Source organism: Saccharopolyspora gloriosae, assembly GCF_022828475.1.
GTDB lineage: Bacteria > Actinomycetota > Actinomycetes > Mycobacteriales > Pseudonocardiaceae > Saccharopolyspora_C > Saccharopolyspora_C gloriosae_A.
Genome location: NZ_CP059557.1, coordinates 4584419 through 4603729, shown reverse-complemented (window position 1 = coordinate 4603729; position 19311 = coordinate 4584419). Strand labels below are relative to the sequence as shown.

The following is a 19311-nucleotide window of genomic DNA, read 5'->3' as shown; positions in this document are numbered from 1 at the left end:
AACTCGCGTCGCCCTGGGAAATTCGGAACTCTGAAACGAGGTGTCCCGTGATGTCGTACCGGTCCGAACTGGCCGCGCTGCCCGCCGGAGCTCGGGTCGTCATCCGGCTGCCCAACGGTCCCGATCTGGCGTCGGTGCTGCTCACCTGCTTCGACCACGAACTCGTCGCGGTCCCGCTGGCGCCGCGCGGGACCGACCCGGCCGAGATCGTGCGTCGAGTCCGGGCGAGCGCCGTGGTGGAGACCGTCGCCGGTACCGTCGAGGTGCGCGCCACAGGGCACTCGCCGGAGCACCCGGACGCGGCGGGACTCGCGTTCATCATGTTCACCTCCGGCTCCACCGGCAGGCAGAAGGGCGTCCGGCTCAGCCGTCGCGCCGTGCTCGGCAACGCCGCGAAAACCGCTGCGCTGCACGGAATCTCACCAGACCGTCCACATGGGACGTGTCTGCCGCTGTACCACTGCAACGCGCTGGTGATGTCGCTGCTCGGCACGCACCTCACCGGGGCGCGGCTGGTGCTGCACTCCCGGTTCGACCCGGCCGGGTACTTCGCCGAGCTCGCCGCCGGGGGAGCGCGCACCGCGTCGATCGTCCCGGCGCTGCTGGCGGACCTGCTCGACGCCGCTCCCGAGTGGCCACCGGAACTCGACTACCTGATCACCGCCGCCGCACCGCTGACCGGAGACCTGGTCCGCCGGTTCCACCGGACCTACGGTCCCCGGCTGCGGCAAGGCTACGGGCTCACCGAGGCCGTCAACTTCAGCTTCACCATGCCCTGCCTGGACGGAGCGGGGTTCGCCGAGCAGTACCTGGATCGGTTCCCGCCGGTCGGTGAAGCCCTGCCGGAGACGGAACTGCGGCTGGACTCCGGCGAAGTGCAGATCCGCACGCCCGACCTGATGGACGGCTACTGGGAGGACCCGGCCGCCACCGCGGAGGCGGTCACCTTCGACGGCTGGCTGCGCACCGGTGACCTGGGCGAACTGCGCGACGGACTGCTCGTACTGCACGGGCGCACCAAGGAGCGGATCAACCGGGGCGGCGAGAAGCACTACCCGCTGGAGGTCGAACGCGGCTGGCGCACCGACGGCCTCACCGGCCGATTCGCCGCCGTCGGCGTCGCGGAACCCGCGCTGGGACAGGAGATCGGCCTGGTCACCGCCGACGCGGAGGTGGACGCGCTCCAGCACCTGTGCGAGCACACCGCGCTGCGCCCGGCGGTGCTGCGCTTCGGCGGATTCCGCGCCACCGCGACCGGAAAGCCGCAGCGATCGAAGATGGGCGCGTCGCTGGCCGCGCGACGGCAGGCTCCCGGACGGTACGAACGGCTGCTGGCGTACGCGGCGGTGACGGCCCGTCGGATGCTGGAGCACGCACCGGATTCCGGGGAGATCCAGGCACTCGCCGCGCACGCCCCGCGCACCGCGACGGCCGAGGACGACGTGGCGTTCGGAGCGCTGGACTTCCTCCGCGAGCACTGGACGAGCCCGGACAGCGCGGAACTGGCGGCCGCGAAATCCGTGTGGCGCTCGAAGCTCGCCGCGGCCTGGCCGCTGTCGGCCCACGTCGAACTCGCCGCGGAGGTGGCGGCCGCCGAAGGCGCCCCTGCCGTGGCGGTCCCGTTCGGCCAGGAGACGACGATCGAAGACGGGCGGCTGCTGTTGCTGCCGCACGCGACGGGAACCACCACCGGAGAAGGGCCCTGGGCGCTCGGTCCAGTGTGGACGTTCCTCAACGACGGCGGGACCGGTCACCGCGTAAACCGGTGGAGCAGGCTGCGCCGGCTCCGGCACGACGGACACGCCATCGTCGGCTGCTCCGTGCTGCGTGCCGGAAGGCACGATCTCGGCGGCGTCATCTGGACGGCCCGCCCGACGGACGAGGAGTGAGCATGACACGGCGCGACGACCATCCCCTGGAGATCGCCACCTGGGCGAAGAACTCCCTCAACTCCGACCACACCGAACTGCGCGTGGACCACTCCGGGCTCGAGGTTCAGCTGCACGGCACCGCGTCGGCCAGCGGCCGGGAGCTCGCCACCAACGGTGAGATCGGCGCCGACCTCATCCGGCTTCCCGCGGGCCAGGGATTCGTGCCGCACACCCATCCCGGCCACCACGTGCTGACGGTGGTCGCCGGGGTCGGCACCATCACCTACGGCGGGCGGATCCACGAGACCCAGGCCGGGCAGACGTTCCTCGTCGAAGGCTCCGTGCCGCACGCGGTGGGCGCGATCACCGATCACCTGATCGTCGCGGTCGGCGCCCCGCACAAGCGCATCGACTCCAGCGACCGGATGACGCCCGTGCCCTACGAGGAGATCATCGCGGACGACGGTGACCTCACCTGCCTGCTGTGCGACAGGACCGCAGGCGCTCCGCGCTACCTGCACTCGCTGGACTGTCCGCACTGCCCGTGTCGGGAGTGCGCCGGCGTGCCGGACTGAGTGCGGCGCGGCTGCCCGCGCCGCGGCCGTTTCGGGAAACAATGGCGCCGAGAGCCCGTTTCCCGGAATGGAGAGGACGTTCATGGAACTCACCGCAGCCGACCGGCATCAACGCGCCGTCGCGTTCGCCGACCTGCACCGCGGGCCGGGGGCGTTCGTGATCCCGAACCCGTGGGACGCGGGCACCGCGCGGCTGCTCGCGGGACTGGGGTTCGCCGCGCTGGCCACCACCAGCGGCGGCCTCGCGCACCGCATGGGCCGCCGCGACGGTGCCCGCCGGGTCGGCCGGGACGACACCTTGCACAACGTGCGCGAGGTCGCCGAGGCGACCGGCCTGCCCGTGTCGGCCGATCTGGAGAACGGTTTCGGCGATGCCCCGGAGGACGTCGTCCACACGGTGCGCGCCGCCGCGCAGGCCGGTGCGGCGGGCGGCTCCATCGAGGACGCCACCGGCCGTGACGGTGACCCGATCTACGGCTTCGACCACGCGGTGGAGCGGATCGCGGCGGCGGCCGAGGCGGCGCGGGAACTGCCGGTTCCGTTCACCCTCACCGCGCGAGCCGAGAACTTCCTGCACGGCCGCCCGGATCTGGACGACACCATCCGCCGGTTGCGCGCGTTCGAGCAGGCCGGTGCCGACGTGCTCTACGCTCCGGCGTTGCCGGACGCCGAGTCGATCCGCGCGGTGTGCGCGGCGGTGACCAAGCCCGTGAACGTGCTCGCGGTCGGCGCCGCCCGCGAGCTGTCGGTGGCCGGGCTCGCCGAGCTGGGCGTGCGCCGGGTGAGCCTCGGCTCCACCCTGTCCCGCGCCGCGTTGAGCGCGGTGGTGCACGCGGCTCGGCAGATCGTCGACTTCGGCACCTTTCCCGACTCGACCGGAGTCCTCACCGGCGCGGAGATCGACGGAGCCCTCGGCAACGCTTGACCCGTCCGGGCGCACGTTCACCCCGCTGCTCGCGTACCGGACCAGCCCGATGGCATGATCGCGCGCCGACGATTCCGCGCATGGTCGCGTGCCGGACGAGTCCGCGCCGTTCGTCCTCGCATGATCGCGCACCGGGGCGCCGCGCGTGCGACCATCGCCGCTGACTCGAACCCACCAGCGAGGAGGCGCCGTCATGGAACTGCCCGAGGACCTGCTGGACCTGCTCCGCAAGCCGAGTCCGTGCTTCGTGGCCACGGCGATGCCGGACGGTGCTCCGCAGCTGACCCAGACCTGGTGCGACACCGACGGCGAACACGTGCTGATCAACATGGTCGAAGGTTCGCAGAAGGTGCGCAACCTGCGCCGCGATCCGCGGGTGGCGGTGAACGTCACCGATCCGGAGCACTCCGCCCGCTACTACGCGCTGCGCGGCCGAGTCGTGGACATCCGCCACGACGGCGCCGTGGAGCACATCCACGAGCTCTCGCACCGCTACCTGGGCATGCCGTACCCGTGGTTCGGCGGCGAACAAGAAGAAGACCGCCTCCTCGCCCGAATCAGCATCAAGAAGCTCAACTACGTCGGCTGACCCACGAGCCCCTGAGGTCAATGCCTCCTCCACCAATGGGACATGCACCTGACCACGCCGCTGGAGTGAACGGCCCGTTCGTCCGGTAGGACCGGGCGACGGAGGCGCTCACCTGATGGCGCCGGTGGGTGAACGGCATGTTCGACCGGTGCTGGGCGGAGGGGCGTTCACCTCGTGGGGTGCGGTTCGGCGGCGGGGTGCGGGTCGGGGGTGTCCTGGGTTTCCGGTGGTGGCAGGCGGAACAGGCTCGTGCGGTACGCGAGGTAGGCGGTGCCGAGCACCAGCCAGCCGATGCCGAGCGTCAACGCCGCCGGATCCAGGTTCACCAGCAGCCACAGGTCGATCAGCGCCCCGATGCCCGGCAGCAGCACGTGCGACCACCACGGCAGCGCCTCGCCTTCCTTGCGCCGGCGCAGGAACAGCCCGATCACGCTCAGGTTCACCGCGGTGAACGCCACGAACGCGCCGAAGTTGATGAACGACGTGGACGTGGACACGTCGAGGAACATCGCGACGAGCCCGACCGCCCCGGTGAGCGCGATGTTCACCGCCGGAGTGCGGAACCTCGGGTGCACCCGGCCGAACAACCGGCGCGGCAGCACGTCGTCCCGGCCCATCGCGAACAGCAGCCGCGCCGCCCCGGCCTGCGCGGCCAGGCCGGAGGAGAACTGCGCGACGACGAGCCCCGCCAGCAGCAGCGCGGCGACCGCGTCCCCGGCGATGGTGCGGGCGATCTCGAACACCGCCGAATCCGCGTCGGCGAAGGCGGACCCGGGGTGCGCCAGCTGCGTCGCGTAGGCGACCACCACGAAGATGCCGCCGCCGATGAGCGTGATGAGCAGGATGGCCCGCGGCATCGTGCGGCGCGGATCCACCGTCTCTTCGGTGAGCGTGGTGACCGCGTCGAACCCGAGGAACGAGTACGCGGCCAGCGCGGCGCCTGCCGAGACCCCGGCGGCGGTGGTGGCCGGGTTCAGGAACGGTTCGGCGCTCAGCAACGCCCCCGCGCCCGAAGTGTGGAACACGTGCCGCAGCGAGAGCAGCACGAAGATCACGATGACGAGCACCTGGAACGCCATCAGCAGGTAGTTCGCCTTGTCCGCGACCTTGATCCCCAGCACGTTCAGGCAGGTGGTGGCGGCGATGAACGCCACGATCCACAACCAGAACGGCACCGCGGGGAACTGGGCCTGCAGGTAGGTGCCGCCGAGCAGCCAGATCACCATCGGCAGGAAGAAGTAGTCCAGCAGCACCGCCCAGCCGACGAGGAACCCGGCGCGGGAGTCGAGGGTCCGCCGCGTGTAGGTGTAGGCGGAGCCCGCGACGGGATGCGCGGCGGCCATCTTCCCGTAGCTGTGCGCGGTGAACAGCATCGCCACCATCGCCAGCAGGTAGGCCGTCGGCACCGAGCCGCTGGTCTCCGCCGCGACGACGCCGAAGGTGCCGAGCACGATCATCGGCGCCATGTAGGCCACGCCGAACAGCACCACCGACCTCAGCCGCAACGACCGGTGCAGCGCGGGTGTTTCGGACATCAGGAGTCCTCTCGGAGCGAAGTGCGGGTGGCGGGCCTCGGGGCTCCGGGGTCGGCGGGGCGCCAGCGGCGCGGGTCGAGGTGGCCGTCGTAGAGCGGTAGCGCGATCGGCGCGTCGGATTCGGTGAACTGGTCCCACATGCGGTTGAGCCCGGCGGTGCCTTCGGTGCGCACGCGCCGGACCTCGTCGAGGTCGACGGTGGCGGTGAGCGTCGTGGCGGCCGCGCCTTCGGTTCGCGCGAGCACGTGACCTTCGGGGCCGACGAGCAGGCTGTCGCCGGTGCCGACCGGTGCGGCGGCGTTCAAGCCGGCCACGAAGATCTGGTTGGTGATGGCGTGCGCGCGGGCCAGCACGAGTTCCTGCTCCCGGTCGGGCGTGGTGGTCTGCACCGGGTTGAGGACGAGTTCGGCGCCCAGCCACGCCAGGTGCCGCGTCACTTCGGGGAACCAGGAGTCGTAGCAGATGCTGAACCCGAGCCGCCCGATGCCGGGCGCGTCGAACACGACGAAGCGGTCACCGGGGTCGTAGGGCTCGTAGGGCCGCCACGGGAAGACCTTGCGGTACCAGGAGATCAGCTCGCCGTGCGGCGAGAACGCCAGCGCCGTGTTGAACAGTTCGCCCTGCTCACCGCGTTCGCAGACGCTGCCTGGAACCAGCCAGATTCCCAGGTCACCGGCGAGTTCGGCGAGCCGACGGGTGCGGGCGCCGTGCAGCGGTTCGGCGGCCGCTTCGAGCTCGGCGTCGCGGTCCGGTCCGGTGACTCCGCACAGGTGCAGTTCCGGGTACAGCACCAGTCGCGTTTCGGGGTGCGCGGCCAGCAGGGCCTGCACCTGGGCGGCGAACTCGTCCGGCGGCGCGGTCGCGGCCAGCGGTGATTCCTGCGCCAGCGCGAGCGGCAGCGGTCGGGACATCGGTTCTCGCTTCCTGGTGGTGGCAGGCGCCGGGTGCGGGCGCCGACTGCGCTGCGAAGAAAATAGGGCAGAGTGAGCGCTCAAACAAGAGTGCTCATTTTGACCAGTTTGTCCTGACGTGCGGTTATGGTGGTTTCCATGTCCAGCGATCCCGCCGGTTCACGCTCCGGCGAGCCCACCGGCAGCGCGCTGTCAGCCGCGGCGCTCGCCGGCATCCGGCGGCTGTCCGCGGTCGATACGGTGCGCGCCCGCATCTCCCTCGCGGTGGACCTCGGCCTGCTCGGGCCGGGGGAGTGGCTGCCGGGCAACGCGTCGATCGCCGCCGCGCTGGACGTCTCGGAGATCACCGTGCGGCGAGCGCTGGTCGCGCTGTGCGGGGACGGTGTGCTGGAACGCCGCCGGGGTCGGGGCGGCGGCACCCGGGTGGTGGCCGAACCCGCGCGCAGCGCCGTCCGGGAAACCGCCGCTTACCGCGCGGCGGCGGGAGAAGTGCACCGGCTCATCGATCGGCGCCTGGTCCTGGAATGCGGCATCGCGCACCTGGCCTCCCGCGAGGCCGACGCGTCGCGGCTCGCGGAACTGGACGGGCTGGCCGAGCGGATGGACGAGGCCGCGGATTGGGCGGAATTCCACCGGCTCGACGAGACCTTCCACCGCGCCGTCGCCGCCGCGACCGGACTCGACACCGCCGATTACGACCTGGTGCTGCGCGACCTCTACCGCTACTACCTGCCCTACCCGGTGGACTACCTGCGCGGCTCCAACCACGAACACCACGAGCTCGTAGCCGCGCTCCGCGCCCGCGACCCCGCCACAGCCGCCGACGTGGCCCACCGCCACGTAACGGCCCTGCACGAGGCCATGTTCGTCGGCCTGGAAGGACCGAGCGAATCCCCATAACACCGCTCGCCACCCGGATTCCGAGAGCCCGTGCCGCACTTCCACCAGCACCAAACCCACCCACTGAGCCCACAGGCCGTTTTCCCCGCCGACAGCCGTGCCTCACGGCGCAGCCGTGTCTTGCGGCGCAGCCGTGTCTTGCGGCGCAGCCGTGTCTTGCGGCGCAGCCGTGTCTTGCGGCGCAGCCGTGTCTTGCGGCGCAGCCGTGTCTTGCGGCGCAGCCGTGTCTTGCGGCGCAGCCGTGCCGTTGGCGGCGAAGTCCGCGAAGGGCGGGCGAAGCCCCGCCTGCCTTGCGGCCGAAGGCCGTGCCTGTATGTGCGAAGCACATAGCCCACGTCCAAAAAACGACCACCGGCGGGTTCTCAGTTGGTCTCTCGCGAGGACAGCTTTTTCCCTCGTGGCGGAGCCACTTGGGAAAAAGATCCCGCAGCGAGAGACCAACTGAGGTTCCGCTACCCGACCACCAAGCCAGAACGAGCCGTGGAGTAGCTCAACCCCGACGAGCAAAGCGCTGAGCTGCGATGGTTAGTGCTACCACCGCGAACCCCAGCACCAACCCGAGTTCCACGGCCGGCGGCACCTCCCACTGTCCCCAATGGACCGGAGCGAAGATCACCGAGGACGGTGCCTCGCCGAGCCGATCGAGGATGGTGTGGCGCATCGCGTCGACGATGTAGGTCAGCGGGTTCACCAGGGTCAGCGAAGCCATCCAGGCGGGCATCGCGCTGATCGGGAACATCAGTCCGGACAGGAACATCAGGGGCGTGATCAGCACGGTGAGCACCGTGTTGAACGTCTGCATCCGTTTGATCGTCACCGCCACCACTGCGGCCAGCACCGTCATCGCGAGCGCGGCCAGCGCGAGTTCGGCGAGCAGGATCGCGAACAGCCCCGGGTGGTACGGAACTCCGACCAGGCCCGCGCTGAGCAGCACCACGGTGCCCTGTGCGGTGGCCACGGAGGCGCCGCCGAGGCACTTGCCGAGCAGCAGGGTGCTGCGGAACACGGGAGCCGCCAGCATCTCCCGCAGGAACCCGCTGTGGCGATCCCACACGATCGACGCGCCCACCGAGATCGCCGGCGCCTGCGCGGCCATCACGAGCACTCCGGGGAACAGGAACAGCATGTACTCACCGGCGGCTTGTTCACCGCCACCGGCCCCGGCGACCAGTCGGGACAGCCCGATTCCCAGCACGTAGAGGAACAGCAGCGGTTGCAGCAGTGACACGGTGATCCGCGTCCGGTCCCGCAGGAAGTGGAGCACCTCCCGGCGCCACACCATGCTTCCCGCGCGCCATTCACCCGCCGCGCGCGAGCGCAGGTCCGAGTCCGGTGCGGGTGGGCGGACGAGTTCCGGGGCGGTGCGGGTCACGGGAGCTCCTCACGAGGCGGGGACGCCGGGGGCGTCGCGGATGGCGCGTCCGGTGTAGTGCAGGAAGACCTCGTCCAAGCTGGGCCGGGTGACGCCCACTTCGTAGATGGGCACGTCCAAGCCGGAGCACAGCACCGGCACGAACCGCGCTCCGTCGGCCACCCGCACTTGCACGGCGTCGTCTTGGGCGGTGGCCACCAGGTCGAATCGCTCGCGCAGCACCCGCACCGCCGTGGCGTCGTCGCCGGTGCGCAGCGTGATCCGATCGGCCCCGACGACCGACTTCAGCTCCGCCGGGGTGCCTTCGGCGATGAGCCTGCCTTCGTCGATGATCGCGATGCGGTCGCACTGCTCGGCTTCTTCGAGGTAGTGGGTGGTGAGGAAGACCGTGGTGGATTCCCGGTGCCCGATCTCGCTCAGGTATTGCCACATCTCGGCGCGAGTTTGCGGATCCAGGCCCACGGTCGGCTCGTCCAGGAACAGCACCCGTGGCCGGTGCAGCAGGCCGCGTGCGATCTCCAGCCGGCGCCGCATGCCACCGGAGAAGGTCGAGACGAGGTCGTCGCGCCGCGCGCCGAGCCCCACCAGTTCCAGCATCGTCGTGACGCGCTGGCCGACGATCGTCCGCGGCATCGCGTACAGGTCGGCGTGGAAGCGCAGGTTCTCGGCGGCGGTCAGTTCGGTGTCCAGCGTGCTCTCCTGGAAGACCAGCCCGAGCCTGCGGCGGACCTCGTGCGGCTCGTGCAGCGTGTCGTGCCCGGAGATCTCGACGCGCCCCGAATCCGGCCGGGCCAGGGTGCACAGCATCGCGATCATGGTGGACTTGCCCGCTCCGTTGGGGCCGAGGAAGCCGAACGTTTCGCCTTGCCGCACCGTGAGATCAACACCGCGCACGGCGTGCACGCCCCCGTAGGACTTGTGCACGCCGCGCGCCAGGATCGCAGGCGTGTCGGGCGAGATCTGCTCGGTCCGGCTGTCACCGCGCCAGAGTCGTCGCACGAGATGCTCCATAGGGCTCCTTGCGTAATGGGCTGCGTAGTGGGTCGCTCAGCGGTTTCCTCGCTGCGGGCTCGATTTCTCAGGTAGCCCTGCTACGCGGCGAAACCGCTGTCCTCGTGAGGATTCCGTGGACCGTTCGGCTTTCAGGCGTTTTCGAGCCGTGCTTGCCAGTCCTCCGGAACTGCGAAGCCGAAGCTCCAGCGGTGCCGGATGGTCGGGTTGACGATGCAGTGCCAGAACAACTTCTCCGGGTCCTGCTCGGTCTTGAAGAACCGCACGATCCTGCGCCGTTCCGGCAGCGTCACGATCTCCCCGGTCTCCGGGTTCTGGTAGCGGAAGAACGAGGTCTCCGCGCCGTCGGCGAAGTCGTCGTCGAGGTCGACCACGTACATCCGCCAGCCCGGCTGGTTCTCGTTGGTGTGCCAGAGCCGGTAGCTGGACGGCGGGTACCACAGCGAGCCGGAGAACCGGACGTCGTCGCCGAACACGCCCTCCAGCAGGTCGATCACGCGCGTCTTCGCGTCGAAGTAGTCGGCGTAGCCGGGGTGGTCGACGTGCTCGTCCAGGTTCACCAGGTGGAAGTCCCGTCGTGGCGAGTCGGCGCCGTCGCGCCACTGCGCCGCGGCCATGCGCTGATGCCACGCCTGGAACTCCGGATCGGCCGGTGAGTCCGAAGTGGATCGAAGGTCGTCTTCGCGGAATTCCGCGCGGAACGCGGCCATGTCCACAGTGGTCGGTTGCAGCTCCAGCCGGGGAAGTTCGTCGATCAGCGGTGCCAGCGCGGGCACGTCGGCCAGCTCGTACTCGTGGTGGTAGAACGCGGTGCCCGATCGCGGCGGCGCCTGCTCCTGCCGTTGCCGCCGCGCGGGGCCGCCCGCGAACGTGGTGGAGCCCTCGATGAGGTCGCGGGCGGTGAACTCGAAACCGTGCCTGCCGCCGAGCGCGACGATCTCGCCCATCCCGGTGGCGGCCTTGAGCTGCTGGGCGAGCTCCGGGCGGTCCTGGGTCGCCTGGAGGAACTTCTTGCAGGATTCGACGGACATGATCTGCTCCTTCGTGCCTGAGGTGGTGGCGGGACGGGCGCGGTCAGGGCCGGGACGGCGGTGGGTCGAGCAGCAGCACCGACGGCACCCGTTCCGGGTGGGCGATGCGCAGGAAGTGCAGGCCGAAACCGGAGATGCCCAGCATCAGGCCGGGGAAGAAGTCGGCGCTGTGTTCGGTGATGCCGTGTTCGGCGTCGTCCAGCGACCGCCACAGCTCGCGGACCTGCACGTTCGCTTCCAGCTGGAACGCGGGTTCATCGCGCAGCAACGCGAACCGCACGAGCAGCTCCGAGTTGCCCGCGGTGCCGTGGCACAGGGTGTGGTTCTTGAGCCGGGGGAAGTTGCGCATCGTCGCCGACAGCGCCTGGTGCGCTTCCCGCAGCAGTCCCTCGTCGTCCGCGCCCAGCAGCGCCCAGGACGCGATGCGGCTCAGGCCGATGCCCGCGGCGCCGTTGCACCAGGCGTTCGCGAAGTGGTGGCCGTTCTTCGCGATGTGACCGGTGCTCTTGCGCAGGTCGTACCAGTCCTGCTCGTTCGGGTCGAAGTGCTGCGCCTCGTAGGCGAACGCGCGCCTGCCCGCGGCGATGTAGTCCGCGCGGCCGGTTCGGGTGCCGAGCAGGATCAGCGCCCAGCCGATTCCGCCCGCACCGTGCGAGAAACCGGTCAGGTCCGCGACCACGTCGTCCGGCGTGAACGAGGCCCAGCTGAGCCCGTCACCGCGTTCGCGGGCGTGCCGCAGCAGGTGCGCGGCGCAGCGGTGCGCGAGGTCGTCGGCCTGCTCGCCGAGGATCGGCCGCAGCTCCAGCAGCACCGGGATCAGCCCGGCCACCCCGTGCAGCACGTCGAAGTGCGTGTCGGCGTCGATGCGGCGCGGCAGGTCGTCGCACAACCGCACGGCCCGGTCGGCGAGCTCCTGCTCGCCCCACAGCCGGTGCAGGTGGGTGAGCAGGTAGAGCTGCCCCCCGATCCCGGCGAACGCCCCGATGCGCTCCGGTGCCTGCTCGGCCAGCGCGTGCTCGGCGGCACGGCGCGCGGCTTCGCGGAACTCGGGACGCGGCATCAGCTCGTCGAGGTAGGCGAGGAAGAACGCCACTCCCGCGGAACCCTGGTAGAGGTCGCCCTCGATGTCGGCTTCCTCCAGCGTCGAGCCGAGCAGCCGGAACGACGTCCACGGCGCAGGCGCCGAGAGGTCCCGCAGCATCCCGCAGAGTCGTTCGCCGATGCGCGCGGCGTAATCCAGCGACGTCGACACGAACGCCGCATTGCTGATCTCGCGCACCGACAGGCTCGCGGCGATGTAGCGGCCCTGCTGTTCCCGATTCTCCGCGCTGAGTCGACGGATCCGTTCCGCCGCGTGATCCAGCGGTGACACGTCCAATGTGGACGGAAGGATCTCGGCGTGGTCGTGCACGAGGTGCTTGCCGTGCACGTCGGCGGTGAAGATCGGCACGTCGAGCCGCCACATCGACGCCGTCTCCCGCTCGGCCAGCACCGACTCGTGGTCCCAGGTGCGCGGGAAGGTGCGCACCGTGTTCGCCAGCAGGTCCACTTCGAGCGGCTCGGCGAGGCTCTTCGGGTGCTGTGCGGACAGCAGCAGTTGCGAATAGATCTGGGTGCCCCAGTTGATGAACCGCGCCTGCGCTCCCGCGAACGACTCGGACAGCAGCGCGATCGCCTCGTCCGGGTTCCGCTCGAACCACTCGTGCACTCGGTCGAAACCGTCCATGATGGACTCGACGTGGTCCTGCGGGCGAACCAGCTCACCGTGCAGGAACACCCGGTTCGCGGCGCTCGGTTCCACCTGGATCCCGGAGCGGTGCTCCACGGTGGCGGCGAAGCTCAGCCTGCGGTCGTTGAGCTTGGGCACCGGAACCGGCATCTCGTAGCTCTCACCGCCCGCGTAGCCGCTGACCCGCATCTGCGCTTCGCCGTCGGCGGTTTCGGCACGCGGCCACTCCAGCAGCCCGGTCTTGAAGACCGAGTCCAGCATCGTCCCGTCGGTGCGTCCACGACCTTGCGGGCACACCCCGAACACCGTCTCGCCGTCGCAGACGAACGCGTGCCCATCGCACACGATGATGTTCTCGAAGTGCAGATCACCGCCGCCGAGCACGTAGAACAGCGCGAGGTACCCGCCGAGCTCGCGGTACACCTGTGCGGCGGCCGCAGCACCGCCCGCCTCGTTGCGGCCCGCCGGGATCGTCGCCTCGTAGCCGTACCCGTCGCGCACCAGTACCGGACGCTGCGCGAACGCCACGACGTCGCGTTCCCGCAGCCGCCCGAGCACCGTCTGGATGCCCGCCTCGGAACGCAGGCAGCGCGGCTTGTAGTAGCAAGTGCCGGTGTCGCCGTCGGCCAGCACCACGGTCAGCAGCGCCACGCTGCGTCCGCCCGCGTGGTAATCGGAGGTACCCAGCCGCACCGACCGGAACTCGGTGATGGGCTTGCCGAAGAACTCCGCGCCGAGTTGCTCGGCGTCGGCGGCCAAGTGCCGGAACAGCTCGCCGCCGTAGTCCGCCAGCAACCCGGTGACGTGGGCGAGCCAGCGGCCCAGCACCGGGAACGCGCGGAAGAACTCGTGGTAGGACTCGGCATCGCCGAAGGTCGCGTCCAGGTAGGCGAGGTAGCCGGCCTCACCGGGCTGCTCCCGGTCCAGCCCGTGCTGAGCTCGGTGCACGTTCGCCGCGGCCTCCACCGCCCAGGCCAGGGCCAACGCGAACCGGTCGTGCAAGTGGCGTTGCAAGTCGTCGACCAACTCGGCGCCGATCGCGTCCGGCAGCTGCGCGCGGTCCGCCTCCAGCCGCCGCCCCAACTCCAGCAGGAACGGTTCGCACGCCTTGGCCAGCCTGCCGTAGTACACGTCGACCGCCCGCCAGGTCGCCCGCGCGTCCGAACCGGCGGCGGACCAGCCGTCCAACGCGGCGCGGTAGGTCGGCAGCCACTCCTGGTGCAGCTCCTCCAGCAGCGCCAGCACCTGCGGTTCGGCGGTGTCGAGGTCGCGCTCGAAGCGGTGATACGCCGTCAGCGCCTCGGCGAGCTCCGCGCGCTCATGGCGGGCGGGCGCGGACCGGTGCCGGGATTCCTGCTGGTACTTGTCGGCCAGCCGCTCGGCCAGCCGGTTCAGCCGCCAGGCATGGACCGGATCGAGTTCGGATTGCTGCGGTGGCGAGCCGTGGTCACGCAGCGCGGTCACCACGCGCAGCCGCTCGGACAGCGTGGCTGCGCGGGCTCCCAGGTCCAGTGCGCGGGCGGTCTGCATCGAACTCCTGTCCCTGGTCGAAAGCGGGGGAACGCGGCGAGCCCGGAAGGCTCACCGCGTCGTTGATCACTTGGTGTTGCCGTCGCACACCGCGGTGACCGGTCCCCAGCTGCAGCTCTGCACGCAGGCGTAGATCTCGGCCGCGGCGACGCCCTCGGTCCAGAAGTCCAAGGACTCCTGGTCGATGTGCTCGACCGCGTCCGGCAGGTCGCCTGCCGTGACGCCGAAGGCGGCGGGGTTCTTGATGAGAGCGGCGCGGAAGTCGGCGTCGATGACGGCGTTCCGCAGAACGGTTTCGGACATGATGTTCCTCCTGAATCGTGTGTGCGGTTCGGAAACGGGGATCATTCCGATGATTCGGTCCGCAACCGGGCTACCAGTTCGATGCCCAGTTGCCGCTCGGCGTTCTTCAATTCCACGAGCGCCGGACCCATGTTGTCGGTGTTGTTCTGCCAGGCGACCATCTCCTTTTCCTCCGGGGACAGGCCGTCGCGCATCCACAGCGACTCCAGCCAGGCCTTCGTCGCGTGCGGATGCAAGTCGGTGACCGGGTTGAGCCGGGACAACGTCGGCTCCTCGTGCGAAGCCAGCGCGAGCTCCAGCACTTCGCGCAGCTTTCCGTCCGGCGGCAGCAGCGAACAGAAAACCATGAGTTCCTGAATCCGCCGGATCGCATCGACGTCCAGGTAAATGGTCGGCTCTTCGGCGTGTTTCATCAGCCGTCCCCATCCTGTCGGTTCCCGTGGAACAAACGTTATCGGGGGCCGGTTTCAGTGCGTCTTCAATCCTGTTTCGGCGCCTTGGCGAATCATCGTGCTTCGGCTGCGATTTCCGGATGAGTCGTGCGGCGGCCCTCCGGCGGCGGCCCGGGACTCATTCGCCAGAGCGCCCGGCGATCCAGGCGCAGAGCGCGGCCTGCACCCTGTTGGTCACTTCCAGCGCGGCGAGGATGCGGCTCACGTGCGCCTTCACCGTGCTCTCCCGCATGCCCAGCGCGGTCGCGATCTCGGCATTGCCGTCCCCGTCGGCGAGCCGTGCCAGCACGTCCCGCTCTCGCGGGGTGAGCCGCCGCAGCTTGGCGCGGGCCTCGCCGGCCTGCGGGCGGTTGTGCTCGTGGTAGTGGTCGACGAGCCTGCGCGCCGCCACCGGATGCAGCATCGCCTGCCCACCGGCGACGACCTGGACGGCCCGCACGATCTCAGCGGGTTCGCTGTCCTTGAGCAGGAATCCGGCCGCGCCCGCCGCCAGCGACCCGTAGACGTACTCGTCCAGGTCGAACGTCGTCATCGTGATCACCTGCGGCGGGTCGGGGAGGGCTCGCAGCCGCTCGGTCGCCCGGATGCCGTCCATGCGGGGCATCCGCACGTCCATCAGCACGACGTCGACCTGGTGCGCGGCGGCCGTCTCCAGCGCTTCCAGCCCGTCGGCGGCCTGGGCGACGACCTCGACTTCGGCGTCGTCGTCGAGGATGTCGGCCAGCGCCAGCCGCACCAAGGTGTCGTCGTCGACGATCAGCGTGCGGATCATGCCGCCCCCCAGGAGTGGTCGCCGGTCGGGATTCGCGCGGACAGCCGCCAGCCGCCGGAGCCGGACGGGCCGTGTTCCAGCTCCCCGTGCAGCGCGTCGATCCGCTCGGCCAGGCCCACCAGACCGTAGCCGCCGGGTTCCGCGCGTTCGCCGGGTTCGCCCGGCGTGTTCTCCACGTCCGCGGTGGACTCGGGCGGACCGTGGCGGACCCGGACCCGCACCGTCGATCCCGGCGCGTGCTTGCGCGCGTTGGTCAACGCCTCCTGCACCACCCGGTAGAGCGCCAGCCGGTGGCTGAACGGAATCGCCGCCGGATCCCCCTCGATCTCCGAGTCGATCACCTGCCCGGCCGCGCGCGCCTCGTCCAGCAGGACCGGGAGCTCGCGCAGCTGCCGCGGCCCTGGAGCGCCCTCGGTGTCCGGCGCGCGCAACCCGCCGAGCACGTCGCGCAGGTCGCGCAAGGCGTCGGTGGACGTCGCCCGCAGCAGGTCGATGCGATCGGAGACCTGGGGCGGCAACGTCGCCGAATGCCGTTGCAACGCCCCCGTGTGCAACGCCAGGACGCTCAGCGAGTGCGCCAGCGCGTCGTGCAGCTCCGCCGCCACGCGACCCCGTTCGGTCAACCGTGCCTGCTCGGCCCGCAGCTCCCGCTCCACCCGCAGCTGCGCCACCTGCTCGGCCAGGCTCGCCACCAGTCGCCTGCGGCTGCCCGCCCACATGCCCAACGCCAGCACCGCCACCAGCAGCAGCACCGGTCCGTAGACGCGGGTGCCCCACAACGTGTGCTGCGGCTGCAGCAGCAGGTTGCCGACCATCGCCGCGCTCGCGCAGGCCACGGCCGCCCACAACCTGCCGCGGTTCGCGAACGAGTACAGCATCACGACCAGCGGCAGCACCGTGCCCAGCACGGCGGCGACCGCGGTGGCGAACGCCGCGGGTGCGGCGGGGAACCGGAACCGCCAGTGCAGGGACACCGCCGCCAGCACCGCCGTGGCGACCGGCGCGCTGAACACCGCCCCGCCCGCGCCGACGTAGGCCTCCTGCGCGGACAGCCCGCCGACCACGACCAGCAGCAGCGCCTCCGCCCACGGCCGGGTCCGCTCGGTCCCGCTCATCACCGGACTCCTCCTCGTGGTCGCGGATGCCGAGCATAGGAATCCGGCGACCCCCGACTTTCGTACCGGATCACCGTGTCCATGAGGCCGATGGTGCCCGCCAGAGCCGCCGGTAGCGTGCATTGACGTGGATCCGACGCAGACGAATGCCGCTACGGCACCCGGAAGGTTCGAGTTCTCCCGCGAAGCCTTCCGCAGTTTCCGCACCACCGGCGCGTTCGCGCCCAGCAGCCGCTACCTCGCGGCCAAGCTGGCCGCGCCGCTGTCGCGTCCCGAGCGGCGCAATCCGGTGCGGGTACTCGAAGTCGGCGCGGGCACCGGGGTCGTGACCCGTGAACTGGCCGACCGGCTCGGGCCGTCCGACCGGCTCGACGTGGTCGAGGTCAACCCGCACTTCGTGCGGACGCTCGATTCCGCGCTGCACAACGAGTTCGCGCTCTCCGCGGTCGCCGACCGCATCCGCCTGCACGAACGGTCGATCCTGGACGTGGCGCTGGAGCACCAGTACGACGTGGTCGTATCGGGCCTGCCGTTCACGAACTTCGACCCAGGGCAGGTGCGGGCCATGTTGCAACGGCACGTCGACCTGCTGGTGCCAGGCGGGGACCTCACGTTCTTCGGCTACCTGGGCACCCAAGGAGCGCGTTCGCTGCTCAGCCGGCGCGATGAGGCGCGACGGCATCGCGCCGCGGTGGCGGTGGAGCGGGAGTTCGTGGAGCGCTACGGCCGCGACCGCGCCACGGTCTGGCTGAACCTGCCGCCCGCGCACGTCTGGCACCTGCGCGCTCCGGATGCGGATCGCTGATGCCTTCACCCGGTGAATGGCTGACGCAGCTGCCTCCGCTCGCGGGATACGCGTTGCTGGCGGCGCTGGTTTTCGTCGAAGGAATCCTGGTCGTGAGCCCGTTCGTGCCCACGCTGGGGCCGTTGCTGGTCGCGGGTGCGCTGGCCTACGCGGGGACGCTCGACCTGTGGCTGGTGGTGGTGTTCGCCGTGTTCGGGGCGGTGTGCGGAGACGCGCTCGGCTTCTACACCGGCCTGCGCCTCGGCCCCCGGCTGCGCACCACCCGATTCGTCCGCCGCGCACCGCGAGCGTGGGACCGGGCTAGCGAGCTGTTCCGCCGTCGCGGTGGTCCGGCGCTCATCCCGTGCCGCTTCGTGCCGTTGGTGCGCTCGGCGGCCCCGCACCTGGTGGGCGCGTCCGGCTTGCCGTACCGGCGGATGGCGCCTTACAGCCTGCTCGCCGGGGTCGTGTGGGCGTGCGGGGAAGGCGGAGTCGGCTACCTCGCCGGTGCGTCCTACACCGAGCTGTCGGGGTTGTTCGGCGTGATTCCGGCCGCCCTGGCGGTCCTGCTGTTGCTGGCGGGGATCGTGCTGTGGCGGCGTCGCGGTCGGACGGCGGAGGCGCAAGAAGAAGAGACCACCAACGCACGACTGCCTTCGTAAGAAATGGCTTGCGTGGGTGTCCGGGTAGCGGAACCTCAGCGGCTTCCTCGCTGCGGGATCGATTTCTCATGTATGCCGTGCACAGCGAAATCGCTGTCCTCGCGGGGAAGCCGTTGAGAACCCGCCGGTGGTCGGCCTGCTCTAGCTGGTCACTGCTCAGCGGCTCCGCCGCTGACAAGACGAAGATGATGTCGGGTGAGGACTGCTATGAGGCGGCTTTGGGGGCGGAGTCCGTTGGTGTTTCGAATCCGGTGGTGTCGTCGCGCAGGATCGCCAGGTGCAATTCTCGGAGCCGCGGTCCTGGTTCCACGCCGAACTCCTCGCGAGTGCGCACCATCAGATCCGCGTACGCCATGAGTGCTTCGATCCGCCTGCCGCAGCGGTACAGGGCGAGCATGAACTGCTGCCAGAACGGCTCGTGGAACGGGTGCTCGAAGGTCAGCGCGCGCAGCTCGCCGACGATCTCGTGGTGCCGTCGCAGCTTGAGCGCCAGTTCCCCGTGTCGTTCGAGCACCGACACCCATCGTTCGTGCAGCTGGGGAATGACGTCGCGGTGCAGGGAATCCGACTGCACGTCCGGCAACGCCCGGCCGCGCCACAGCGCCAGCGCCTGCTCCAGAATCCGGAATTCGCCGGTGAGATCACCGCGGCCCCGCGCGGTGTGCGCGCTGTCGACCAATTCGGTGAAACGGGCAAGGTCCAGGTTCTCCGGCCGCACCTCGATCATGTAGCCGCCTTGCGTGGTGCGGATCAGGGCGGTGTCGTCCTGGTCGTCCGTTTCCGCCATCGCCTGGCGCAGTCTGGTCAGGCAGGTGTGCAGTGCACGCCGTGGCCGGTGCGGAGGAGTGGTTCCCCAGATCCGGTCGGTGAGCTCGTCCACCGGCACGACCTGGTTGAACCTGACCAGCAGTGCCGCGAGCAGAATGCGCTGCCGGGCACCGGGGATGTCTCGCGGCCGGGCGTCGATCTCCACCGACAGCGGCCCTAGCACGTTGAACGACAGCGACTGGTTCACGTGTAAGCCCCCATATGCGCGATATCGTCGTCCCCCAGGACGATTAGTGGTTTCCTTTGTAGCACCGAAATTTGTGAACTGGCAATGCTCCTGACGTGGTTGACGAAAGTAGGTGCTCGGTGCATTGCACTTCTTGTGGCACGAGCTGCAATCAGCTGCGAGCCGTGGAGAATTTTCTGATCTTAGACAATTGTGCGATCAGGTCGACGGGATTCAGCGCGCCGCATCC

The 19311-nt window shown here is 70.1% G+C and carries 18 protein-coding genes; 7 read left to right on the top strand and 11 right to left on the bottom strand.

Annotated features, from left to right (window positions below; translation table 11 throughout):
• Nucleotides 1–50 precede the first annotated feature (50 nt).
• From H2Q94_RS19930 to H2Q94_RS19915, 4 genes are all read left to right on the top strand, one after another.
• On the top strand, nucleotides 51–1889 hold the full coding sequence (locus H2Q94_RS19930; protein WP_243788721.1) for a class I adenylate-forming enzyme family protein: 1839 nt from the start codon (nucleotides 51–53) through the stop codon (nucleotides 1887–1889).
• A 2-nt stretch (nucleotides 1890–1891) separates the two neighbouring features.
• Nucleotides 1892–2446, top strand: a complete 555-nt coding sequence (locus H2Q94_RS19925; RefSeq protein WP_243788720.1) for a cupin domain-containing protein — start codon at nucleotides 1892–1894, stop codon at nucleotides 2444–2446.
• Between the two features lie 82 nt (nucleotides 2447–2528).
• On the top strand, nucleotides 2529–3371 hold the full coding sequence (locus H2Q94_RS19920; RefSeq protein ID WP_243788719.1) for an isocitrate lyase/PEP mutase family protein: 843 nt from the start codon (nucleotides 2529–2531) through the stop codon (nucleotides 3369–3371).
• Between the two features lie 193 nt (nucleotides 3372–3564).
• On the top strand, nucleotides 3565–3960 hold the full coding sequence (locus tag H2Q94_RS19915; protein WP_243788718.1) for a TIGR03618 family F420-dependent PPOX class oxidoreductase: 396 nt from the start codon (nucleotides 3565–3567) through the stop codon (nucleotides 3958–3960).
• Between the two features lie 167 nt (nucleotides 3961–4127).
• Here H2Q94_RS19915 and H2Q94_RS19910 read toward each other — a convergent pair whose 3' ends face one another.
• Nucleotides 4128–5495, bottom strand: coding sequence for an APC family permease (locus tag H2Q94_RS19910; RefSeq protein ID WP_243788717.1), 1368 nt, complete (start codon nucleotides 5493–5495; stop codon nucleotides 4128–4130).
• Nucleotides 5495–6406: a carbon-nitrogen hydrolase family protein gene (locus H2Q94_RS19905; RefSeq protein WP_243788716.1), complete on the bottom strand. Its 912-nt coding sequence runs from the start codon at nucleotides 6404–6406 to the stop codon at nucleotides 5495–5497. The genes H2Q94_RS19910 and H2Q94_RS19905 overlap by 1 nt, the downstream gene beginning before the upstream one ends.
• Before the next feature lie 138 nt (nucleotides 6407–6544).
• Here H2Q94_RS19905 and H2Q94_RS19900 point away from each other — a divergent pair, with 138 nt between their 5' ends.
• Nucleotides 6545–7306 carry a FadR/GntR family transcriptional regulator gene (locus tag H2Q94_RS19900; RefSeq protein ID WP_243788715.1) on the top strand — a complete coding sequence of 254 codons (762 nt, stop codon included), beginning with the start codon at nucleotides 6545–6547 and terminating at the stop codon, nucleotides 7304–7306.
• Between the two features lie 490 nt (nucleotides 7307–7796).
• Here the strand turns inward: H2Q94_RS19900 and H2Q94_RS19895 are convergent, their stop codons facing one another.
• The 8 genes from H2Q94_RS19895 to H2Q94_RS19860 form a co-directional block, all read right to left on the bottom strand.
• Nucleotides 7797–8678: an ABC transporter permease gene (locus H2Q94_RS19895; protein WP_243788714.1), complete on the bottom strand. Its 882-nt coding sequence runs from the start codon at nucleotides 8676–8678 to the stop codon at nucleotides 7797–7799.
• Nucleotides 8679–8687: 9 nt separating this feature from the next.
• A complete protein-coding gene (locus tag H2Q94_RS19890; protein ID WP_243788713.1) occupies nucleotides 8688–9689 on the bottom strand; it encodes an ABC transporter ATP-binding protein in 1002 nt (333 codons plus the stop codon).
• Between the two features lie 131 nt (nucleotides 9690–9820).
• Entirely contained in the window at nucleotides 9821–10720 is a 900-nt protein-coding gene (locus tag H2Q94_RS19885; protein WP_243788712.1) for a Nif11-like leader peptide family natural product precursor, read from the bottom strand.
• Nucleotides 10721–10763: 43 nt separating this feature from the next.
• Complete coding sequence (locus H2Q94_RS19880) at nucleotides 10764–13979, bottom strand: type 2 lanthipeptide synthetase LanM family protein (protein ID WP_243788711.1); 3216 nt, start codon at nucleotides 13977–13979, stop codon at nucleotides 10764–10766.
• 66 nt (nucleotides 13980–14045) lie between these two features.
• The gene (locus H2Q94_RS19875; RefSeq protein WP_243788710.1) at nucleotides 14046–14282 is read right to left on the bottom strand and encodes a cinnamycin family lantibiotic; all 237 of its coding nucleotides are present in this window, start codon (nucleotides 14280–14282) and stop codon (nucleotides 14046–14048) included.
• Between the two features lie 41 nt (nucleotides 14283–14323).
• Complete coding sequence (locus H2Q94_RS19870; protein ID WP_243788709.1) at nucleotides 14324–14695, bottom strand: DurN family substrate-assisted peptide maturase; 372 nt, start codon at nucleotides 14693–14695, stop codon at nucleotides 14324–14326.
• 157 nt (nucleotides 14696–14852) lie between these two features.
• A complete protein-coding gene (locus tag H2Q94_RS19865) occupies nucleotides 14853–15506 on the bottom strand; it encodes a response regulator transcription factor (protein WP_243788708.1) in 654 nt (217 codons plus the stop codon).
• The gene (locus H2Q94_RS19860) at nucleotides 15503–16621 is read right to left on the bottom strand and encodes a sensor histidine kinase (protein ID WP_243788707.1); all 1119 of its coding nucleotides are present in this window, start codon (nucleotides 16619–16621) and stop codon (nucleotides 15503–15505) included. Before H2Q94_RS19860 ends, H2Q94_RS19865 begins: the two co-directional genes overlap by 4 nt.
• Nucleotides 16622–16748: 127 nt before the next feature.
• Between H2Q94_RS19860 and H2Q94_RS19855 the strand changes: the two genes are divergently transcribed.
• Together H2Q94_RS19855 and H2Q94_RS19850 are read left to right on the top strand one after the other, a co-directional pair.
• Entirely contained in the window at nucleotides 16749–17426 is a 678-nt protein-coding gene (locus tag H2Q94_RS19855) for a class I SAM-dependent methyltransferase (protein ID WP_243788706.1), read from the top strand.
• Nucleotides 17426–18067, top strand: a complete 642-nt coding sequence (locus H2Q94_RS19850; RefSeq protein WP_243788705.1) for a DedA family protein — start codon at nucleotides 17426–17428, stop codon at nucleotides 18065–18067. Before H2Q94_RS19855 ends, H2Q94_RS19850 begins: the two co-directional genes overlap by 1 nt.
• Before the next feature lie 205 nt (nucleotides 18068–18272).
• On the opposite strand, the gene H2Q94_RS19845 is transcribed toward H2Q94_RS19850, so the two are convergent.
• A complete protein-coding gene (locus H2Q94_RS19845; RefSeq protein WP_243788704.1) occupies nucleotides 18273–19082 on the bottom strand; it encodes an AfsR/SARP family transcriptional regulator in 810 nt (269 codons plus the stop codon).
• Between the last annotated feature and the right edge of the window lie 229 nt (nucleotides 19083–19311).

Excerpts from the sequence above, each read along its gene's own strand:
- H2Q94_RS19930 (WP_243788721.1), top strand. The coding sequence starts at position 51 with ATGTCGTACCGGTCCGAACTGGCCGCGCTGCCCGCCGGAGCTCGGGTC.
- H2Q94_RS19925 (WP_243788720.1), top strand. The coding sequence starts at position 1,892 with ATGACACGGCGCGACGACCATCCCCTGGAGATCGCCACCTGGGCGAAG.
- H2Q94_RS19920 (WP_243788719.1), top strand. The coding sequence starts at position 2,529 with ATGGAACTCACCGCAGCCGACCGGCATCAACGCGCCGTCGCGTTCGCC.
- H2Q94_RS19915 (WP_243788718.1), top strand. The coding sequence starts at position 3,565 with ATGGAACTGCCCGAGGACCTGCTGGACCTGCTCCGCAAGCCGAGTCCG.
- H2Q94_RS19910 (WP_243788717.1), bottom strand. The coding sequence starts at position 5,495 with ATGTCCGAAACACCCGCGCTGCACCGGTCGTTGCGGCTGAGGTCGGTG.
- H2Q94_RS19905 (WP_243788716.1), bottom strand. The coding sequence starts at position 6,406 with ATGTCCCGACCGCTGCCGCTCGCGCTGGCGCAGGAATCACCGCTGGCC.
- H2Q94_RS19900 (WP_243788715.1), top strand. The coding sequence starts at position 6,545 with ATGTCCAGCGATCCCGCCGGTTCACGCTCCGGCGAGCCCACCGGCAGC.
- H2Q94_RS19890 (WP_243788713.1), bottom strand. The coding sequence starts at position 9,689 with ATGGAGCATCTCGTGCGACGACTCTGGCGCGGTGACAGCCGGACCGAG.
- H2Q94_RS19885 (WP_243788712.1), bottom strand. The coding sequence starts at position 10,720 with ATGTCCGTCGAATCCTGCAAGAAGTTCCTCCAGGCGACCCAGGACCGC.
- H2Q94_RS19880 (WP_243788711.1), bottom strand. The coding sequence starts at position 13,979 with ATGCAGACCGCCCGCGCACTGGACCTGGGAGCCCGCGCAGCCACGCTG.
- H2Q94_RS19875 (WP_243788710.1), bottom strand. The coding sequence starts at position 14,282 with ATGTCCGAAACCGTTCTGCGGAACGCCGTCATCGACGCCGACTTCCGC.
- H2Q94_RS19870 (WP_243788709.1), bottom strand. The coding sequence starts at position 14,695 with ATGAAACACGCCGAAGAGCCGACCATTTACCTGGACGTCGATGCGATC.
- H2Q94_RS19865 (WP_243788708.1), bottom strand. The coding sequence starts at position 15,506 with ATGATCCGCACGCTGATCGTCGACGACGACACCTTGGTGCGGCTGGCG.
- H2Q94_RS19860 (WP_243788707.1), bottom strand. The coding sequence starts at position 16,621 with ATGAGCGGGACCGAGCGGACCCGGCCGTGGGCGGAGGCGCTGCTGCTG.
- H2Q94_RS19850 (WP_243788705.1), top strand. The coding sequence starts at position 17,426 with ATGCCTTCACCCGGTGAATGGCTGACGCAGCTGCCTCCGCTCGCGGGA.